Below are 18793 nucleotides of genomic sequence, written 5' to 3'. Positions count from 1 at the left end.
GGCGCCGCCGGCATGAGCGACTTCCCCGTGCTGCAGACCGAGCGTCTGGTGCTGCGCGAGATCGTGCACGCCGACGCGCCGGCCCTGCTGGGCATCCATGGCGACAGCCGGGCGATGCACTACATGTTCTGCGAGCCGATGCGCGATCTGGAAGACTCGCACGGCTGGGTCAGCCGTTTCGCCGCCGACCGCCGCGCGCCCACGCCTTCGCTGCGCTGGGGCATGGAGCGCAAGTCCGACGGCGCCTTCATCGGCACCTGCGGCATGCACGAATGGGTACCGGCCTGGCGCCGTTGCTCGGTAGGCTATGCGCTGGCCAGCTTCGCCTGGGGCCTGGGCTATATGCGCGAAGCGCTGGTCGTGGTGCTGGACTGGCTGTTCGGGCCGATGCAGATCAACCGCATCGGCGCCGAGATCCATCCCACCAACACCGCCTCGCTGCGCCTGGCGCGCGGCCTGGGTTTCGAAGTGGAAGGCACGCTGCGCCAGGCCCTGGTCTGGAACGAACAGCCGCAGGACGTGCTGCAACTGTCATTGCTGAAGCCGGAATTCATTTCCGCCCCCTGGTTTCCCATCATCCCTGAAGGACTCTTAGACATGACCATCAAGATCGGTATCAACGGCTTCGGCCGCATCGGCCGCAACGTGCTGCGCTCGGCCGTGCAGAACTTCTCGGACATCGAGATCGTCGGCATCAACGACCTGCTGGAGCCCGACTACCTGGCCTACATGCTGCAGTACGACAGCGTGCACGGCCGTTTCAAGGGTGACGTCTCGGTCGAGGGCAACACCCTGATCGTCAACGGCAAGAAGATCCGCCTGACCCAGGAGCGCGATCCCGCCAACCTGAAGTGGAACGAGGTCGGTGCCGACATCGTCATCGAATCCACCGGCCTGTTCCTGGACAAGGCCGGCGCCGGCAAGCATCTGGCCGCGGGCGCCAAGAAGGTCATCATCTCGGCACCGTCGAAGGACGACACCCCGATGTTCGTCTTCGGCGTGAACTGCAAGACCTACGCCGGCCAGGACATCATCTCCAACGCCTCCTGCACCACCAACTGCCTGGCCCCGCTGGCCAAGGTGATCCACGACAAGTGGGGCATCAAGCGCGGCCTGATGACCACGGTGCACGCCACCACCGCCACCCAGAAGACGGTGGACGGCCCGAGCAACAAGGACTGGCGCGGCGGCCGCGGCATCCTCGAGAACATCATCCCGTCCTCCACCGGCGCCGCCAAGGCCGTGGGTGTGGTGATCCCCGAGCTGAACAAGAAGCTGACCGGCATGTCCTTCCGCGTGCCGACCTCCGACGTGTCGGTGGTCGACCTGACCGCCGAGCTGAACTCGCCGGCCACGCTCGACGAGATCAAGGCCGAGATCAAGGCCCAGTCCGAAGGCGCCCTGAAGGGCATCCTGGGCTACACCGAGGACAAGGTGGTCGCCACCGACTTCCGCGGCGATACCCGCACCTCGATCTTCGACGCCGACGCATCGATCGCGCTGGACGGCACCTTCGTCAAGCTGGTGTCCTGGTACGACAACGAATGGGGCTACTCGAACAAGTGCCTGGAGATGGTGCGCGTGGTCGCGGCCAAGTAAGCGGCTCGCGCCTCAACGAAAAAGCCCCGCGGATGCGGGGCTTTTTTCATGGGGCCGCAGCCCCTGGTCGTCAGGCCTTGCGGGCGCCCACCGAGAACTGCGTGGCCGCGCCGGTGAGGTAGCCCACCGAGGCGCCGAAGCGGTCCTTGTAGTTGGCGCGGATCAGCGGGTCCAGCGTGGGCTGCACGACGCTGTGGATGCTGCCCCAGTCGCCGGCGTGCTGGAAGTTGCTCATGATGTAGGTCCAGCCGTTGATCTCGTCGACCGCATGCAGGCCGGTGGATTCGCCGCCCGCCGGGATGGACATCACACGCGACAGCTTCTTGGTGTCCACGTTGTAGGCCCACAGGAAGTTGTTCACGTGGCTGCTGCTGTCCTCGCCGATGAAGAGGGTGCGCATCTTCTCGGAGAACTTCAGGTTGTCGGGGTTGCCGATCTTGTTGGGGTTGGAGGTGTTGCCCAGGGCGTCGGCCGTGATGTCCTCGCCGACCAGCAGCGCGCGGGTCTGCGTGGGCACCCATTCGCTGTTGATGGCGGCGGCGTCGCTGTCCTTCTGCGCGCCTGCCAGGTTGTGGGCCATCACGCCGCCTGCACTCAGACGTGTGGGCAGGGCGATGTTGTTGCGGGCCAGCCAGCCCTTGCCGTTGACGACCATCGAGTCCTGGATGTTCTGCAGGGCCGAGTAGGCGATCTTGTCCTTGATGTTGACGGTGGTGCCTTCCATCTTGGTGAAGGCCATGGAGCCGTTCTTCAGGTTGGCGTAGCGGTGGGTCTCCAGGAAGGCGGCCGCCTTCTCCATGCCGGGCTTCAACTTCACCCAGTTGGCCTTGCCGTCGCAGTACATCAGCGTGAAGCTGCTGTCGATGGTGCCGGCGGGGGTCAGCGGCACGGCGTCGTTGCTGCCGTTCTGCACGGCGTAGACGACTTCCAGGATGTCGGTGGCCTTGAGGGTGTTGGCCAGGCGTTCGATCTCGGCGCTGGTGGCGTGGCCGAGCTTGATCCAGTTGATCCTGGTGGCGGCGGCGGCCGGGTCGATCGAGTAGCCGGCGTCGTAGCGGGCCACGTACAGCGTGCCGGCCGACAGGTCCTTTTCCTTGTCGGCGATGAACATGAAGAAGCCGCCGTTGGTGTAGTCGTCACCCATGATGACGGTGCGGTTGTCCGGCATCACCTGCACCAGCTCGTGCGAGATGCGGCCCAGGCAGTAATGCTTCTTGCAGGTGCCGGTGCCGTCGGGGTTGACGGTGACTTCCGGCAGGTGGCCGTAGTGGTAGGGATTGGCGACCGTCTCGCTGCCGAACACGTTCTTGCTGAAGGCCTTGAACATGGTGGTGCTGGCGGCGACGTAGGCGTCGGGCTCGTACTCTTCGCTGGACAGGTGGGTGTTCCAGGGCGAGAGGCTGGCGCCGCAGGTGATCCACAGGCCGTGGGCGGCCGACATGTCCACGTTGTGGTACTTCACCAGGGTGAGTTTGCCGGTGGCCTGGTCCTGATCGAGCGTGAGCACGGCGATCGGCGAGGGCAGGGTGCCGTAAGTGCCGGCGCCGGACTGGTCGCGGGTGGTGTATTCGAACTGCACGACCGCGAACACGGCCTTGCCCTTGATGCCCGGCACGGTGGGGTTGGCCAGGGTCAGCAGCGAGGTGCCGTCGGGCGAGTCGGAGAAGAACTGGCGCGACTTGCCGGCCACCGAGTTGTCCATGATCGGCTGGTTGTAGGCATCCACATAGCCGCCGGCCAGGATGGTGCCGCCGCTGCCGTTGGGCACCATGTCGCCGGTCATGAAGAAGGGCTGGTAGGCCAGGGCGAAATCGGTGGTGCTGCCGTTGTCGTAGCTGATCCGCATCGTGGAGCCGACCGTGGTCGTGGCCATCGCGGCGGGCGTGGCCAGGCTGGGCGCGGCCATGGCCATGAATTCGGCGGACTGGAAGTTGGCGGCCTGCACCGGCACGCCACCGCCTGCGGGCGGCACAACGACGGCATCGTTGCCGCCGCCGCAGCCGGACAGGAAGGCCACGGTGCCCAGGGGCAGCATCGGGGCGGCGCCGAACAGGCGCAGGGCGGCGCGGCGGGTGGGAGCGGAATGAGCGGAAGTAGCGGAGGCTTCGTGGATCTTGGTCATGGATACGTCGTCGTTCACGTGGGTAGGAATGCGCGGCTGTTTTGTATGCGGTTCTTCAAGCGCATGTACCGTATTTGTGAACGATGACGAAGCCGTGAAATCCGGATGACGGCGGAGGGTTGAAGCCCAAGAAAAATGCCCGCGAGGCGGAACCTCGCGGGCATGGTGGGCCGACCGGTCGGCGACAGGATCAGATGAAGTTGTCGCCGTCGTCCGGGTAGTTGCCGGCATCGTTGTCGGCCCAGTTGTCGGCGTTGCCGCCGCTGTCGTCCAGGTCTCCGTCCAGAAAGCCCTGGCGCTTGTCGCCGCCTGCGCGGTCGTCTTCCAGAAACACGTTCTCCGTGATGTTCTGCGTCATCGGACCGCCGAGCGAGCCCGCATCGTTGGCGCCGAAAAGGCTGTTGCTGTTGCCCAGGCCGCCACCGTGGTTGCCGCCGAGCAGGTGCTCGATGCCGTTGAAGAGGAACATGCCGCCGGCCACGCCGGCGGCTGTGGTGGCCGCGGTGCCGAGGAAGCTCGGGCCGGCGGCAGCGGGTGCCGCCTGCTGCGCGGCGCCGCCGCCGAAGAGGCGATCGCGCCAGCCCTGCGGCTGGGCCTGCACCGGGGCCTGCGGCGGCGGTGCGTCCTGGCGGGCATCCCAGCGCGGCTCGGGGTTGTAGGCCTGCGAGGGCTGGCGGCCGAAGCCTTCCGGCACGCCGCCGCCGAGGAAGCTGCCGCCGCCGGAGGCTTGCGCCTGCTGGCGCAGGGCGGCGATCTGGGTGTTGGCCTCGGCCAGCGCCCGCTCCACCAGCAGGCAGCGCTGCACCAGCAGGTAGCCGGCGTCGGGGTGGCCTTCCAGGCGCGAGCGGATCAGCGCGTCGGCCTCCGCGTCCTTGGCCACCGGGCCGGCGGCCTGCAGGCGGGCCAGGAAGGTGTCCAGCAATGTGTGTTCTTGGGGGGTCATGAATCGGCTCCTTCGGTCGAAAAGCGTGGACGCCACGATAAACCCGCGAATGGCCGCGCGTGTGTATTTCGGCTTCGCGGACAGGGCGTTTAAGCCCGGCCTAAGCGGCGCGCCCGGCACCGGCTGTCACTGCCTCGCTTTATCCTTGGCGCATGCAACGTCTACGTCCCGCCTTTCTTGCCACCGTCCTGCTGGCCGTGCTGCTGCTGGCCTGGGTGTTTCCGCCCGACCAGGCGGCCCGCCGCGATACCGAGCAAGGGCTCACCCGCGCCGTCGCCACCTATGCCACCGCGCGCGCCATCCATGCGGTGCTGGCGGTGGCCCAGGGCACGCAGGTGGCGGTGGAGCCGGCGGGGGTCGGCGTGGTGCTGGCGCCGGGGCAGGCGTTGCAGCCGGTGAGCGAGCTGGTCGAGCAGTTCTCCACGCTGATGCTGGCGGCCTGCCTGGCCTTCGGTGTGCAGTGGCTGCTGCTGCCGATCGCGTCGCACTGGTCGGTGTCGCTGGCGCTCAGCCTGGTGGTGGCGGCCTGGGCGCTGCTGCGCTGGCAGCGGCGCCCGGCGGCGGCCCGGCTGGCGCCGCTGCTGGTGGGCTTGCTGCTGCTGCGTTTCGGGCTGCCGGTGATCGCGGCGGGCAACGAACTGGTCTACCGCGCTTTCCTGGCGGGCGAATACACCCAGGCGCAGGCCGCGCTGGGCGGCACGGCCGGCGCGCCCGACCTGCTGGAGCCCACGCCGGCGGCCGCGCCGCAGGCCGACACCGGCTGGTTCGGCCGCTGGATGAAGACCCTGCGCGACCTGCCCGCCGAAGCCGCCGCCTGGACCGCCAAGGCGCCCGAAGTCGCCGCCCGCGCCCGCGATATCGCCGCCCACGCGGCCGACCACCTGCTGCGCCTGCTGGCCGTGTTCATCCTGCAGACGGTGGTGATTCCGCTGGTCTTCCTGTGGGGCCTGCGGCGGCTGCTGATACTGCTGGTGGGCGCGGCCATCTCACCCATCGCGCCCCGCGCCCGGAGCTAGCCGCCATGTACGCATCCGCCTTCGGCCTGCAGCAGGCGCCGTTCTCCATCGCGCCGGACCCGCGCTATCTCTTCATGAGCGAGCGCCACCGCGAGGCGCTCGCCCATCTGCTCTACGGCCTGGGCGCCAGCGGCGGCTTCGTGCTGCTGACCGGCGAGATCGGCACCGGCAAGACCACGGTCTGCCGCTGCTTCCTGGAGCAGATGCCCGAGCACTGCCAGGTCGCCTACGTCTACAACCCCAAGCAGAGCGCGATCGAGCTGCTGCGCACCATCAACGACGAGTTCGGGGTGCCGCACGCGCCGGCCGCGCCGGGCTCGGCCGAGACGATCAAGGACTGCATCGATCCGCTCAATGCCTTCCTGCTGGCCTCGCACGCGGCCGGGCGCAACACGGTGCTGGTGATCGACGAGGCGCAGAACCTGTCGATCGACGTGCTGGAGCAGCTGCGCCTGCTGACCAACCTGGAGACCACCGAACGCAAGCTGCTGCAGATCGTGCTGATCGGCCAGCCCGAGCTGCGCGAGCTGCTGGCGCGGCCCGAGCTGGAGCAGCTGGCGCAGCGGGTGGTGGCGCGTTTCCATCTGGATGCGCTGTCGCTGCCCGAGGTCGAGGCCTATGTGAGCCACCGCCTCGCGGTGGCCGGCTGGAGCGGCGCGCTGCCGTTCGACCGGCGGGTGCTCGCCCGCATCCACCAGCTGACCGGCGGTGTGCCGCGCCGCATCAACCTGCTGTGCGACCGGGCGCTGCTGGGCGCCTATTCGGCGGGCGTGCGCAGCGTGGACCGCCGCATGCTCGGACGTGCGGCGCTCGAAGTCTTCGGCGCCATGCCGCAGCGTGCGGCACGTCCGGCCGGGCAGCGGATGCTGCGTGCCGGGGCGACCGTGGTGGCGGTCGCCGGCCTGGCCTGCGCGGCGGCTTTCGCGGTGTGGACCAACCGGCCCCATGCCGTCGCGGCGGCGAGCCCGGCCGCGGCGGCCGCTGCGCCGGCGATCGAAGCGGTGCCGACCTCGGCGGCCGGCGTTCCCGAGCCTGCTGCCACCGCAGCGGCGCCCGATGCCGCCACTGCGCCGCCGGCTTCCGATTTCCGCCTCGCCGCCGTCCTGCCGGGCCTGGCCGGCAGCGAAGACACCGCCCTGCGCGAACTGGCCGGCGCCTGGGATGCCGGCCTGCCGCCGGCCGCCGTGAACTGCAACACGCTCGCCGCCCGCGACCTGCGCTGCTTCCGCGCCAGCCGCGCCGGCCTGGACCTGCTGCACCAGCTCGACAGGCCCGCCGTGCTCACCCTGCATTTCAGCGTCGGCAGCAGCCGGCGCCAGGCCTATGTGCTGCTGCGCGGGCTCGATGCCAGGGGCGTGATCCTGGAACTGGACGGCCAGCCGCGCAGCGTCACCGCCGCCGAACTGGCGCGCTGGTGGCGCGGCGAGCTGCTGACCCTGTGGCGGGCCTCGGCCAAGGACAGCACGACCCTCGACGCCCGCCTGGCCCAGGCCCTGCCCGATCTGCCCGCGGCCATGCCGCGCGCCGAACGCATCTCCCGCTTCCAGCTGGCCCACGGCCTGCCGCCCGACGGCATGGCCGGACCGCTCACCGCCATGCGGCTCAACCGCGCCAGCGGCGTGCAAGAGCCGCGTCTGCAAGGAAACTGAAATCCCATGTCCCTGATCCTCGATGCCCTGCGGCGCGCCGATGCCGAACGCGGCCGTGGCGCCGTGCCGGGGCTGCATACGCCGCAGGCCGTGCCGGTGGCGCCGCTCGCCGAAGAACGTTCGCGCCTGCCGCTGGCGGGCGCGGTGGCCCTGGTCGCCGTGCTGGCGGCGGTGGGTGCCGGTGTCTGGTGGACGGGCCGGGCGGGCGGTGCATCGCCGGCCGCCGTGCCCGTGCCGCCGGCGCCTGCGGCGGCCGTGCCTGCCGCACCTGTCGCACCTGTGGCACCTGTGGCACCTGCACCGGTGGCGCCCGTCGCTGCGGTGACCGCGCCGGTTCCTGCGCCCGCGCCCCCGCCTGCGGTGCCGCCGCCGGTGGTGGAGGCGCAGCCGGTCGATGTGCTCGCGCCTCCGCCTCCCCCGGCGCCCGCCGCGTCAGCCGCAAAGCCTGCGCCGACCGCAACGCCGGCCCCCGTTGCGGCACCGGCGCCAGCCCCGACCCCTGCAGCAAGCGCAGCGCCAGCCCCGGTGCCGCAACTGCAGGACCTGCCCGCCTCCGCCCGCCAGCAGTTGCCGCAGCTCAGCGTCTCCGGCGCCAGCTACTCCAGCAATCCGGCCTACCGCATGGTGATCGTCAACGGCCAGGTGCTGCACGAGGGCGATCTGGCCGCCCCCGGCGTGATCCTGGAATCCATCGCGCCGCACCAGGTGGTGCTGCGCGGCCACGGCCAGCGCTGGAGCGCGCCCTACTGAGCCTGGCGCTCAGTTGCGGACGACGGCCGCCTCCAGCAGCGACATCGCCTGGTGCACCGCGCCCATGCGGGCGTGCTGCGTCTGCGCCGCCTCGGCGATGCCGCCCATGATGTCCGACACCTGCGAGGCCGAGCTGCGGATGCCGGCCATCACCTTGCCGGTTTCCTGCACATGGCTGTCGCCCTCGCGCACCCGCTGGCTGGAATCGGCGATCAGCGACTTGATCTCGTGCGCCGCCCCCGCGCTGCGCTGCGACAGGGTGCGCACCTCGCCCGCCACCACCGCGAAACCCCGGCCCTGCTCGCCGGCCCGCGCGGCTTCCACCGCCGCATTGAGCGCCAGCAGATTGGTCTGGAAGGCGATGCCGTCGATCAGGCCGACGATGTCGGAGATGCGTTGCGAATCCTGGCGGATCGCCCCCATGGCCTCCACCGCACGCTCGGTGGCGGCGGTGCCGCTGACGGCGGTGGACAGCACGTCCTGCGTCTGCCGGTGCGCCTCGGCGGCCTTCTCGGCGCTCTGCTGCACCAGCGCGGTGAGCTGCTCGAAGGCGCCCTGCAGCGTGCGGGTGGCCTCGAAGCGGGCGGTGATGTCGGTGGCGTACTTCACCACCTTGAAGGGCCGGCCGGTCTCGTCCATCACCGGGTTGTAGCTGGCCTCGATCCAGATCTCGCGGCCGTCGCGCGCCTGGCGGCAGAACTGGCCCTGGTGGAAATGGCCGGAAGCCAGCTCGTGCCAGAACTGGGTGTAGGTCAGGGAGTTGCGCTCCGAGGGCAGCACGAAGATGCGGTGGTGCTTGCCGACGATCTCGCGCTCGTCGGCATAACCCAGGGTGTCGAGGAAGTTGCGGTTGGCGCGCAGGATGGTGCCGTCGAGCGCGAACTCGATCACCGCCTGGCTGCGGCCGACAGCGGTCAGCTGGCTCTGCGCCTCGGCTTCGCGCAGCACCTGCTCGGTGATGTCCATCGCGTACTTGACGACCCGCGTCACCTTGCCGCTGCGGGTGACGACCGGGCTGTAGTTGGCCTGCAGCCAGATGTCGCGCCCGTCGCCGCGGATGCGCCGGCAGCGGCCCACGAAGGCCTCGCCGGAGCGCAGCCGCTCCCAGAATTGTGCGTAATCGCGCGACTGCGCCTCGCCCGGATCCACCAGCAGCCGGTGGTGCTGGCCCTTCAGCGAGGCCTCGGAATAAGCGATGGTCTCCTCGAAAACACCGTTGGCCGCGAGGATCACGCCCTCGGGGCTGAATTCGATCACCGCCTGGTTGCGGTAGAGCGCATCGAGCTGGCGACGCATCGAAACGGCGTTCAGCAGGCTGCCCAGTACGCCCTGCGATTTGACACGCTGGTTTTTCATGGCTTGGGTCCGGGGGGGGGAGGGCGCGGATTGCGCCGAACGCCGACGTTAACGGGGATTGCAACAATTTGCAGCATTCCCGTGACGTCGCCAAGGCCGCGCGCGGCATGGGCGCAACGCATTGAATCCGCCAGGCGGCTTCTGGCGTATTCCTGCCCCAGTGGGCGCGGCATGCGCGCGTGGCGGATGCGCTTTTCGGTCAGGTGCCGCTCAGCCGCCTGTGCGTTTGAAAGCGATGCCGCGCTGTTCCAGCAGGCGCGAGACGGTGTCGCGGTGGTCGCCCTGGATCTCCAGCGTGCCGCCGTCCTTGACCGCGCCGCCGGCACCGCAGGCGCTGCGCAGGGTCTTGCCGAGTTTGGCGATCTCCTCGGGATCCAGCGCCAGCCCGCGCAGCACGGTCACGCCCTTGCCGCCGCGGCCCTTGGTCTCGTAGGCCAGGCGCACGGTGCCGTCGCCGCGCCTGGCCTGCTCCTGGGCCTGCTGGCGGCAGGTGCAGCCGGCCATCGGCTGGCGGCAATCGGGGCAGACGCGACCGGCTTCTGTGGAATAGACGAGCGCCATCGAACGATCAGTGCTGGTGGCCGTGCTCGCCGTGCACGTGGCCGTGGGCCAGTTCCTCGGCCGTGGCGGCGCGCACGCCTTCGACCTTCAGGCCGAAACGCAGGGCCTGGCCGGCCAGCGCATGGTTGCCGTCGAGCAGCACCTCGGGGCCCTTGATCTTGACCACGCGGTAGACCTGCTCGCCGCCTTCGTCGTTGCTGCCGCGCAGCTGGCCGCCGACCTTCACGCCGGGCGGGAACTCGCTCTTGGGGATGGTGCGCACCAGGGATTCGTCGCGCTCGCCGAAGGCATCGGCCGGGGCCAGGGAGAGAGTGGTGGAAAAGCCGGTTTCCTGGCCTTCGAGCGCTTCCTCGATCTTGGGGAAGGTGTTGCCGTAGCCGCCGTGCAGATAGGCCATGGGTTCGCTGCCCTTGTCGAGCACCTGGCCCTTGGCGTCTGTGACGGTGAAGCGGAGGGTGACGACCGAGTCTTTGGCGATTTTCATTTTGCTGAAGCAGGAAAGGGTGGAATCCGCGATTGTCCCGCGAAGCGCATGGCCTGGCTGCCAAAGGCGTTCGCCTGTCCCCGCAACTGCCACGCCTGATCTATCCAGTATCTATTCATGAATAAAGGTAGATCATTGATATGAAAGAAATTTCTCCTAAAATTATCTATTCATAAATCAATTCATGGCAAGCAAGCTCGCTCCCCGCACGGCAAACGACATCCTAGCCGCCCTGCGCCGCCAGGGCGGCGTGCTGTCCAGCGCGGAACTGCAGCAGCAGCTGGGCGCCAGCCAGCCAACGGTGTCGCGCGCGCTGGCGCCGCTGCTGCAGGCCGGCACGGTGCGCAAGGTGGGTGCGGCGCGCAGCCAGCGTTATGTGCTGCCGCGCCGGGTGCCCGGCGTGGGCGACGCGGTGCCGGTGGTGCGCATCGACGGGCAGGGCGCCGCCACGCCCTTCGCCAGCCTCGTGCCGCTGGAGGGCGGCGCCACCTGGGTGGACGAGGCCGACGGCGTCAGCCAGCGCCACGACGGCCTGCCCTGGTTCCTGGCCGACATGCGGCCCCAGGGCTTCATGGGCCGCACCTTCGCCAATGCCCATCCCGAACTGGCCCTGGGCAACGATCCGCGCCACTGGAGCGAGGACGACGTGCTGCGCGCCCTGGTGCTCTTCGGCGACGACCTGCCCGGCAACCTGATCGTGGGCGAGCCGGCCTTCCAGCGTTTCCACACCCTGGCCGCGCGCGCCGCCCGGGCCGACTCGCCGGCCGATTACCCCGCGCTGGCCGAACGCGCCATGTCCGGCACCCTGCCCGGCTCCTCGGCCGGCGGCGAACAGCCCAAGTTCTGCGTGCGTTCGGTGGACCGCCATGTGCTGGTGAAGTTCTCGCCGGCCGGCGCCACGCCGGTCGACCAGCGGGTGCGTGACCTGCTGGTCTGCGAGCACCTGGCGCTGTACACCCTGGCCAGCGCCGGCCTGCCGGCCGCCCGCACGCAGATCTGCATGGGCGGCGGCCGGGTGTTCCTGGAGTCCGAGCGTTTCGACCGCACGCGGGCAGGCCGCATCGGCATGGTCTCCCTGCTGGCCTACGACGCCGAATACATCGGCGAGATGGACAACTGGGCCGCCACCGCGGCCCGCATGGCTGCGCGCGGCCTGCTGCGCCCCGGCGACGCCGAACACCTGCGGCTGCTGGAGGCCTACGGCCAGCTCATCGCCAACACCGACCGGCACTACGGCAACATCTCCCTGCTGCTGGACCGCGACGACTGGGCCCTGTCGCCCACCTACGACATGCTGCCCATGCTGTACGCACCGATCGGCGGCGAGCTGGTGGCGCAGGACTTCGCCGCCCGCCAGCCCCGGCCCACCAGCGCCACGCTGGACCAGTGGCCGGCCGCGCTGGCCCTGGCCCGCAGCTTCTGGCGGGCGGCGGCTACCGACGAACGCATCTCGGCGGACTTCCGCGCGATTGCCGCCGCCAATCTCGCCTTCCTCGGCTGATCAGGCCTCGGGCGGCGTCTCCCGGCGCCCGCCCACATGCACCGCGAAACGCGCCGGATCGCGGCCGTGCGTGGGCGAATCGTCCGGCCAGGGCCATCCGCCGAAGCCGGTGCGGCGGAAGTCGGCCATGGTCTGGGCGATCTCGGCCTGGCTGTTCATCACGAAGGGGCCGTACTGCACGACCGGCTCGCCAATGGGGCGGCCCTGCAGCAGCAGGCATTCGATGACTTCGTCGCCGGTGTTGACCAGCTCGGGCGAGGCGTCCGGACGCAACTCGGCCACCGCATGCCGGTCCACCCGCTGGCCTTCGATCTGCAGGCCCTGGCCGGCGAAGAAATAGAGGCGGCGGTTGATGCCGGCTTTCGCGGCCGGCAGCGTCCAGCGGGCGCCGGGTTCGAGCCGCAAGGTCCAGATCGCGACATCCGCATCGGCCTGCGCGGCCCAGGAATCCGGCGGCGGCGCCAGCGGCTCGGCCGCGCCGTCGAGATGGCCGGCGATCACCGAGATCCCGGTCTTGCGGCCGGCCGCATCGGTGGCGATCAGGCTCGGAATGTCCGGCCCCCAGAACATGGTGAAGTGGGCCGGCGAGCGCTTGCTCTTCGCGGGCAGGTTGAGCCAGATCTGGAACAGCTCCAGCGGGTTGGGCTGGGCATCGTCGAGCAGCGGAAACATCTCCGAATGCACCACGCCGTCGCCGGCGGTCAGCCACTGCACGTCGCCGCGGCCGAAGCGGGCGGCGGCGCCCAGCGAGTCGGCATGGTCGATCAGGCCGCGGCGCACGATGGTCACCGTCTCGAAGCCGCGGTGCGGATGGCCGGGAAAGCCCGGGACCTGCTGGCCGTGGTACATGCTCCAGCCGTCCTTGCGGCTGAAGTCCTGGCCGATGGCGCGGCCGGCCAGGGACGCATCCGGCCCCATGCGGCCGTTGGCGCGCGGGTACTCGTCGTCGTGGTGCACGCAGAAGAGGAAGGGGTCGGCGGTCTCCCAGGGCGGCGCGCCCAGCGGGCGCAGGGCCAGCACGGCGGGCAGGGTGGGAGCGGAGGTGTCGGTGACGGACATGGTGGGCATCGCTTTCTGCACCGCAGTTGCGGCGCGGTGGCGGCTATTTCAACCGTTTCGCCGTTCGCGGGTGCCTCGCCGTTAAAATGCCCTGTTGTTTCCGAGGAGCGTTGCAGCGGCGGCCCAGCGCCCCGTCAGGCTCGGAAACCCGGTTCCGCCGCAACGACGCTCACCTGTAGTACCGCGACCCCTCAGGTGAGTTCCATGACGTCTTCCGCCACCCCCGTCCCCGACATGAAGCTTTCCGGCCTGGAGCCGGTGCGCATCGGCGCGGGATCGCTCTTCGTCAACGTCGGCGAGCGCACCAACGTCACCGGGTCCAAGGCCTTCGCCCGCATGATCCTGAACGGCGAGTTCGAACAGGCCCTGGCGGTGGCCCGCCAGCAGGTCGAGAACGGCGCCCAGGTCATCGACATCAACATGGACGAGGCCATGCTCGACAGCAAGGCCGCCATGGTGCGGTTCCTCAACCTGATCGCTTCCGAGCCCGACATCGCCCGCGTGCCCATCATGGTCGACAGCTCCAAGTGGGAGGTCATCGAGGCCGGCCTGCGCTGCGTGCAGGGCAAGGGCATCGTCAACTCCATCTCCATGAAGGAGGGCGTGGACAAGTTCAAGCACGAGGCCAAACTCGTGCGCCGCTACGGCGCCGCCGCCGTCGTCATGGCCTTCGACGAACAGGGCCAGGCCGACACCTTCGCCCGCAAGATCGAGATCTGCGAACGCGCCTACCGCATCCTGGTCGACGAGGTGGGTTTCCCGCCCGAGGACATCATCTTCGACCCCAACATCTTCGCGGTCGCCACCGGCATCGAGGAGCACAACAACTACGCCGTCGACTTCATCGAGGCGGTGCGCTGGATCAAGCAGAACCTGCCGGGCGCCAAGGTCTCGGGCGGCGTCAGCAATGTGAGTTTCTCCTTCCGCGGCAACGACCCGGTGCGCGAGGCCATCCACACCGTGTTCCTCTACCACGCGATCCAGGCGGGCATGGACATGGGCATCGTCAACGCCGGCATGGTCGGCGTGTACGACGACCTGGAGCCGGTGCTGCGCGAGCGGGTCGAGGACGTGGTGCTCAACCGCCGCCCGGATGCCGGCGAACGCCTGGTCGAGGTCGCGGAAACCGCCAGGAGCGGCGCCAAGGACGAGAGCAAGAAACTCGAATGGCGCGGCACGCCCGAAGCGCCGGTCAGCGTGGAGCAGCGCCTGTCGCACGCCCTGGTGCACGGCATCACCGACTTCATCGTCGAGGACACCGAGGAGGTCTACCGCAACATCCTGGCCAAGGGCGGCCGCCCGCTGCATGTGATCGAAGGCCCGCTGATGGACGGCATGAACGTGGTCGGCGACCTGTTCGGCGCCGGCAAGATGTTCCTGCCGCAGGTGGTGAAGTCGGCGCGGGTGATGAAGTCCGCCGTGGCCCACCTGCTGCCCTACATCGAGGAGGAAAAGCGCCTCGACGAAGCCGCCGGCCGCGACGTGCGCAGCAAGGGCAAGATCATCATCGCCACCGTCAAGGGCGATGTGCACGACATCGGCAAGAACATCGTCACCGTGGTCCTGCAGTGCAACAACTTCGAGGTGGTGAACATGGGCGTGATGGTGCCCTGCCACGAGATCCTGGCGCGCGCCAAGGTGGAGGGCGCGGACATCGTCGGCCTCTCCGGCCTCATCACCCCCAGCCTGGAGGAGATGCAGTACGTGGCCGGCGAGATGCAGAAGGACCCGCATTTCCGCATGGCCAAGATCCCGCTGCTGATCGGCGGCGCCACCACCAGCCGGGTGCACACGGCCGTGAAGATCGCGCCGCACTACGAAGGCCCCGTCGTCTACGTGCCCGACGCCTCGCGCAGCGTGAGCGTGGCGCAGAGCCTGCTGTCCGACCAGGCCGCCCAGTACATCGCCGAGATCAACGCCGACTACGACAAGGTGCGTTTGCAGCACGCCAACCGCAAGCAGACGCCGATGTGGCCGCTCTCGAAGGCGCGCGCCAACAAGACCCCGCTGGACTGGTCCGGCTACACCCCCGCCGTGCCCAAGTTCATCGGCCGCCGTGTCTTCAGGAATTTCGACCTGACCGAACTGGCCAAGTACATCGACTGGGGCCCCTTCTTCCAGACCTGGGACCTGGCCGGCCCCTTCCCGCAGATCCTCAAGGACGAGGTCGTCGGCGCCGAAGCCGTGCGGGTGTATGCCGACGGCCAGCGCATGTTGAAACGGCTGATCGAAGGCCGCTGGCTGCAGGCCAGCGCGGTGATGGGCTTCTGGCCCGCGAACACCGTGGGCGACGACGACATCGTGCTCTACACCGACGAGAGCCGCAGCCAGGCCGAACTCACCTGGTACGGCATGCGCCAGCAGACCGAGAAGCAGGCGGTGGACGGCGTGATGCGCCCCAGCCGCTGCCTGGCCGACTTCGTCGCGCCCCGGGACAGCGGCCGGCAGGACTACGTCGGCATGTTCGCCGTGACGGCCGGCCTGGGCGTGGAGAAGAAGGAGAAGTTCTTCACCGACGACCTCGACGACTACTCCGCCATCATGCTCAAGGCCCTGGCCGACCGCCTGGCCGAAGCCTTCGCCGAATACCTGCACGAGCGGGTGCGCAAGGACCTGTGGGGCTACGCGGCCGACGAGTCCCTGTCGGTCGAGGCCCTGGTCAAGGAAGAGTACCGCGGCATCCGCCCCGCGCCCGGCTACCCGGCCTGCCCGGACCACAGCGTCAAGCGCGCCATGTTCGACGTGCTGCGCTGCGATGAGATCGGCATGGGCCTGACCGATTCGCTGGCGATGACGCCTGCGGCGAGTGTCAGCGGCTTCTTCCTGGCGCATCCCGAGAGCACGTATTTCAACGTGGGCAAGATCGGGGAAGACCAGGTGCAGGACATCGCGAAAAGGCGGGGCCTGGAAGAGGCGGAAGTGGCGCGGATGCTGGCGCCGAATCTGAGCTGAGCCGGCCTCTGGCGCGAGGCGCGTTCGACCGTAAGGCCGAACACCGCCAACGTCTAAGATAACTATAGTGATCTTTATTTTATAAATGATTGCTTTGATGTGCATGGAGCTTGCGCGACCGGCAGCTGATTGCTAATGTTCGTTAGCAAAATTGTCGAAAAGCACGTTCCCATGAGCATTGTCCAAGACCTGTCGAGTACCCGGAAAACAGCAGGACTCAGTCAGGAGCAGCTCGCGGATGCCGCCGGCCTGACCCGCATGACGGTAAACAAGACCGAGTCCGGCGCTGTCGATCCGCGGCTGTCGAGCGTGGAAGAAATGGCGCGCGCGCTGGGCATGGAGTTGATGCTGGTGCCCAGCACCTTGCAGGCCGAGGTCCAGGCTTTCGTGCGCTCGGGTGGACGGCTGCTGGGCCAGCCACCGGGCGCCAGTGCGCCGCTTTCCGTCGTCGACCACATCACGCGCCGCAAGCCGTGAGCACTTCGATCAAATACCTGCGGATGTACCTGCATCTGCCGGACCGCAGCCGGCGGCCCATCGGCTATCTCTCGCAGTACGGCGACATCCTGCGCGCCTCCTTCGACCGCGAATACATCGAGGATGCGCAGCGGCCCACGCTCTCGCTGGCCTACCAGGGCCGGGACGATGCGGCCACCCGCGCGATCCTGCAATCCACCCGCGACGAGCGCCTGGTGCGCAACAACGGACGCTGGCCGACCTGGTTCGCCAACCTGCTGCCCGAAGGCCACAACCGGGAGCGGCTGGCGGCCGAGCGCCACTGCGGCCCGGACGACGAGTTCGAACTGCTGGCCGCCGCCGGCCACGACCTGATGGGGGCGATCGAAGTGGAGCCGGTCCCCGCGCAGGAGGGCATTCCCGATACGGTGCGGCACTGGCATACCGCGCTGGGGCTGGACGTGCTGGAGCCCGGCTTCGTCGAATATCCGGTGGAGGATGCCGCCTCCCTGCCCGGCGTGGTGACCAAGTTTTCGGCGATCCAGGACGGCCGACGTTACGTGGTGAAGAAGCACGGCGCGGCAGGCTCCACCATCCTCAAGCTTCCCAGCGTCCGCCATCCCGACCTGGTCGCCAACGAAGCCACTGGCTACCGGCTCTGCGCGGCCCTGGGGCTGGATTGCGCACGGGCCACAGTCATCTCCCGCGCGGATGCAGATCTGCCCGAAACGCTGCCGTGCGAGCAGATCCTGGCGGTGGAGCGCTTCGACCGGGGCCCGGACGGACTGCGGGTGCACATGGAGGAGTTCGCCCAGGTGCTGCAATACGAGCCCCGGCACAAGTACGGCCGCGACCTGGTGGGCGACTACGCCAACATGCTGGCGCTGCTCGATACGCTGTCGCTGCGTCCTGTGGTGGACGTGCGGGAATTCATCGGCCGTTTTGTGGCCTTCGTGCTGATGGGCAATACCGACGCGCATTTCAAGAACTGGGCGCTGGTGTATCCGGATGGCCGCCAGCCGCAGCTGTCGCCCCTGTACGACCCGGTGTGCGTCAGTGCGCTGTTCGACGCGGTGGCGCCGGGAGATTACGGCGTGAATCGTGCGATCGACAAAAAACTGCGCGCCTTCGGCTGGGGAGACCTGGAAGCGTTGCTGAAGGCGGCAGGCCTGAGGCGCGTGCCCAATCACCTTCGTCAGGCACGGCTGCTGGTTCGGCAGGCCCAGGCCGAATGGCCCGCAGTGCTGGAATCCGCGCCGGACGCGGTGCGCCGCAGCGTGGGCGAAAGACTGGGCGGCGGCCTCGCATTGACCCAATAGGGGGCCTGGCCGATCCTTACCCACTCTTACAAAGCCTATACAGACGGTACCGCCGTCCTGTGTACCGTGGTGCCCATCGGCGCGTTGGCCCCTTCAGGGGCAACGCCCCGCAGCGAAAGGACTCTCATCATGGACCCCGTCTTCGACACCTCCCCCGGCCAGCCCAACCGCCACGCCCCCGTGAGTGCCCCGCCGCCCGGCGCGACATCCGGTCCGGTCAACCGCCCGCTGTGGGCTGCCGTCGGCGTGCTGACCGTGGCGGTGGCTGCTCTGGGGGCACCTTGTTGTGGCAAAACGTACATCGCGACGATGCTGCGCAGCCTCAGTCGCTGGCTTCGGCGGCGGGCAATCCATCGGCCCAGGCGCTGACGCGGGAAGATGTGCTTTCGGAGAAGGCGCCTGTCGTGGCTTCCGCCGCACCGGTGGTCACCGCGCCGCCGGCCGTCGCCGCATCCCGCCCGGTGGTCACCGCGCCCGCGCCGGCCCCGCGTAGTTCGGGCACGGGCTATACCGGCAGCTATGCGCAGCCGGCCGCGGCGCCCGTGGCCCGTGCGCCGGTCTGTGCCGATTGCGGCCGCATCGAATCCGTCACGCCGATCCAGCAGGCCGCGCCGGCCAGCGGTGTGGGCGCGGTCGCCGGTGGCGTGCTGGGGGCCGTGCTGGGCAACCAGGTCGGCCATGGCAACGGGCGCATGGCGGCCACGCTGCTGGGCGCGGGTGGTGGCGCGTACCTGGGCAATACGGTCGAGAAACGGACCCGCACCACGACGACCTACCAGATCAAGGTCCGCATGGACAACGGCACCGTGCGTACCTACAACCACACCGCTCCGGTGCCTGTGGGCGAACGGGTGACGGTGGAGGGCAACGGCTTCCGCCTGGGCCAGGGCCACACCTATTCCACGCAGGCGGCGCGCGATCCGGCCTACCAGACGGTCAACGAGCCGCAGGGCCAGTACTCCACCGGCCGTTACTGAGCGGGCGTCGGCGTCGCGAGGCGTCGGCATCCGCCTACCGATTCAGCGG

The 18793-nt window shown here is 69.1% G+C and carries 16 protein-coding genes, 1 pseudogene and 1 riboswitch; of the genes and pseudogenes, 11 read left to right on the top strand and 6 right to left on the bottom strand.

Annotated features, from left to right (window positions below):
• Positions 1 to 12: 12 nt before the first annotated feature.
• Positions 13 to 408 (top strand): annotated as a pseudogene (locus GT347_RS27520) (GNAT family N-acetyltransferase); the annotation flags it as partial.
• A gap of 189 nt (positions 409 to 597) precedes the next feature.
• Positions 598 to 1599, top strand: coding sequence for a type I glyceraldehyde-3-phosphate dehydrogenase (gene gap / locus GT347_RS27515; protein ID WP_229722911.1), 1002 nt, complete (start codon positions 598 to 600; stop codon positions 1597 to 1599).
• A 70-nt stretch (positions 1600 to 1669) separates the two neighbouring features.
• Here gap and GT347_RS12825 read toward each other — a convergent pair whose 3' ends face one another.
• A complete protein-coding gene (locus tag GT347_RS12825; protein WP_160552318.1) occupies positions 1670 to 3721 on the bottom strand; it encodes a PhoX family protein in 2052 nt (683 codons plus the stop codon).
• 190 nt (positions 3722 to 3911) lie between these two features.
• Complete coding sequence (locus GT347_RS12820; RefSeq protein WP_160552316.1) at positions 3912 to 4664, bottom strand: DUF2076 family protein; 753 nt, start codon at positions 4662 to 4664, stop codon at positions 3912 to 3914.
• 152 nt (positions 4665 to 4816) lie between these two features.
• Between GT347_RS12820 and GT347_RS12815 the strand changes: the two genes are divergently transcribed.
• From GT347_RS12815 to GT347_RS12805, 3 genes are read left to right on the top strand one after another with little or no spacing between them, the layout of a single operon-like run.
• Entirely contained in the window at positions 4817 to 5680 is an 864-nt protein-coding gene (locus tag GT347_RS12815; protein ID WP_160552314.1) for a hypothetical protein, read from the top strand.
• Between the two features lie 5 nt (positions 5681 to 5685).
• Positions 5686 to 7329, top strand: a complete 1644-nt coding sequence (locus GT347_RS12810) for an AAA family ATPase (protein ID WP_160552312.1) — start codon at positions 5686 to 5688, stop codon at positions 7327 to 7329.
• 6 nt (positions 7330 to 7335) lie between these two features.
• Complete coding sequence (locus GT347_RS12805) at positions 7336 to 8079, top strand: general secretion pathway protein GspB (protein WP_160552310.1); 744 nt, start codon at positions 7336 to 7338, stop codon at positions 8077 to 8079.
• A 9-nt stretch (positions 8080 to 8088) separates the two neighbouring features.
• On the opposite strand, the gene GT347_RS12800 is transcribed toward GT347_RS12805, so the two are convergent.
• The 3 genes from GT347_RS12800 to GT347_RS12790 all read right to left on the bottom strand — a co-directional run bounded on the left by GT347_RS12800 (position 8089) and on the right by GT347_RS12790 (position 10480).
• A complete protein-coding gene (locus GT347_RS12800) occupies positions 8089 to 9435 on the bottom strand; it encodes a methyl-accepting chemotaxis protein (protein WP_160552308.1) in 1347 nt (448 codons plus the stop codon).
• A 210-nt stretch (positions 9436 to 9645) separates the two neighbouring features.
• Positions 9646 to 9996 (bottom strand): SUI1 family translation initiation factor, encoded by a 351-nt coding sequence (locus GT347_RS12795; RefSeq protein ID WP_160552307.1) that lies wholly within the window; start codon positions 9994 to 9996, stop codon positions 9646 to 9648.
• 7 nt (positions 9997 to 10003) lie between these two features.
• Complete coding sequence (locus GT347_RS12790; protein WP_160552306.1) at positions 10004 to 10480, bottom strand: FKBP-type peptidyl-prolyl cis-trans isomerase; 477 nt, start codon at positions 10478 to 10480, stop codon at positions 10004 to 10006.
• A gap of 184 nt (positions 10481 to 10664) precedes the next feature.
• Here GT347_RS12790 and yjjJ point away from each other — a divergent pair, with 184 nt between their 5' ends.
• Positions 10665 to 11981, top strand: coding sequence for a type II toxin-antitoxin system HipA family toxin YjjJ (gene yjjJ, locus GT347_RS12785; RefSeq protein WP_160552305.1), 1317 nt, complete (start codon positions 10665 to 10667; stop codon positions 11979 to 11981).
• On the opposite strand, the gene GT347_RS12780 is transcribed toward yjjJ, so the two are convergent.
• On the bottom strand, positions 11982 to 13040 hold the full coding sequence (locus GT347_RS12780; RefSeq protein WP_160552304.1) for a pirin family protein: 1059 nt from the start codon (positions 13038 to 13040) through the stop codon (positions 11982 to 11984).
• 96 nt (positions 13041 to 13136) lie between these two features.
• A riboswitch (S-adenosyl-L-homocysteine riboswitch) is annotated at positions 13137 to 13218 on the top strand.
• A gap of 56 nt (positions 13219 to 13274) precedes the next feature.
• Here GT347_RS12780 and metH point away from each other — a divergent pair.
• The 5 genes from metH to GT347_RS12755 all read left to right on the top strand — a co-directional run bounded on the left by metH (position 13275) and on the right by GT347_RS12755 (position 18744).
• Positions 13275 to 15992: a methionine synthase gene (gene metH, locus GT347_RS12775; protein WP_160555331.1), complete on the top strand. Its 2718-nt coding sequence runs from the start codon at positions 13275 to 13277 to the stop codon at positions 15990 to 15992.
• A 171-nt stretch (positions 15993 to 16163) separates the two neighbouring features.
• Complete coding sequence (locus GT347_RS12770; protein ID WP_229722861.1) at positions 16164 to 16469, top strand: helix-turn-helix domain-containing protein; 306 nt, start codon at positions 16164 to 16166, stop codon at positions 16467 to 16469.
• Positions 16466 to 17767 (top strand): type II toxin-antitoxin system HipA family toxin, encoded by a 1302-nt coding sequence (locus tag GT347_RS12765; protein WP_160552302.1) that lies wholly within the window; start codon positions 16466 to 16468, stop codon positions 17765 to 17767. Before GT347_RS12770 ends, GT347_RS12765 begins: the two co-directional genes overlap by 4 nt.
• Positions 17768 to 17896: 129 nt before the next feature.
• Positions 17897 to 18136, top strand: a complete 240-nt coding sequence (locus GT347_RS12760) for a hypothetical protein (RefSeq protein ID WP_160552301.1) — start codon at positions 17897 to 17899, stop codon at positions 18134 to 18136.
• 35 nt (positions 18137 to 18171) lie between these two features.
• Positions 18172 to 18744 (top strand): outer membrane lipoprotein, encoded by a 573-nt coding sequence (locus GT347_RS12755; protein ID WP_160552300.1) that lies wholly within the window; start codon positions 18172 to 18174, stop codon positions 18742 to 18744.
• Positions 18745 to 18793 lie beyond the last annotated feature (49 nt).

Origin of the sequence: Xylophilus rhododendri (assembly GCF_009906855.1) — a bacterium.
Taxonomy (GTDB): Bacteria; Pseudomonadota; Gammaproteobacteria; order Burkholderiales; family Burkholderiaceae_C; genus Xylophilus; species Xylophilus rhododendri.
This window is presented reverse-complemented; position numbering and strand designations above follow the sequence as displayed.

What these genes read in the sequence shown, in the direction of transcription:
- gap (WP_229722911.1), top strand. Translation starts at nt 598, where the DNA reads ATGACCATCAAGATCGGTATCAACGGCTTCGGCCGCATCGGCCGCAAC.
- GT347_RS12825 (WP_160552318.1), bottom strand. Translation starts at nt 3,721, where the DNA reads ATGACCAAGATCCACGAAGCCTCCGCTACTTCCGCTCATTCCGCTCCC.
- GT347_RS12820 (WP_160552316.1), bottom strand. Translation starts at nt 4,664, where the DNA reads ATGACCCCCCAAGAACACACATTGCTGGACACCTTCCTGGCCCGCCTG.
- GT347_RS12815 (WP_160552314.1), top strand. Translation starts at nt 4,817, where the DNA reads ATGCAACGTCTACGTCCCGCCTTTCTTGCCACCGTCCTGCTGGCCGTG.
- GT347_RS12810 (WP_160552312.1), top strand. Translation starts at nt 5,686, where the DNA reads ATGTACGCATCCGCCTTCGGCCTGCAGCAGGCGCCGTTCTCCATCGCG.
- GT347_RS12805 (WP_160552310.1), top strand. Translation starts at nt 7,336, where the DNA reads ATGTCCCTGATCCTCGATGCCCTGCGGCGCGCCGATGCCGAACGCGGC.
- GT347_RS12800 (WP_160552308.1), bottom strand. Translation starts at nt 9,435, where the DNA reads ATGAAAAACCAGCGTGTCAAATCGCAGGGCGTACTGGGCAGCCTGCTG.
- GT347_RS12795 (WP_160552307.1), bottom strand. Translation starts at nt 9,996, where the DNA reads ATGGCGCTCGTCTATTCCACAGAAGCCGGTCGCGTCTGCCCCGATTGC.
- GT347_RS12790 (WP_160552306.1), bottom strand. Translation starts at nt 10,480, where the DNA reads ATGAAAATCGCCAAAGACTCGGTCGTCACCCTCCGCTTCACCGTCACA.
- yjjJ (WP_160552305.1), top strand. Translation starts at nt 10,665, where the DNA reads ATGGCAAGCAAGCTCGCTCCCCGCACGGCAAACGACATCCTAGCCGCC.
- GT347_RS12780 (WP_160552304.1), bottom strand. Translation starts at nt 13,040, where the DNA reads ATGTCCGTCACCGACACCTCCGCTCCCACCCTGCCCGCCGTGCTGGCC.
- metH (WP_160555331.1), top strand. Translation starts at nt 13,275, where the DNA reads ATGAAGCTTTCCGGCCTGGAGCCGGTGCGCATCGGCGCGGGATCGCTC.
- GT347_RS12770 (WP_229722861.1), top strand. Translation starts at nt 16,164, where the DNA reads ATGAGCATTGTCCAAGACCTGTCGAGTACCCGGAAAACAGCAGGACTC.
- GT347_RS12760 (WP_160552301.1), top strand. Translation starts at nt 17,897, where the DNA reads ATGGACCCCGTCTTCGACACCTCCCCCGGCCAGCCCAACCGCCACGCC.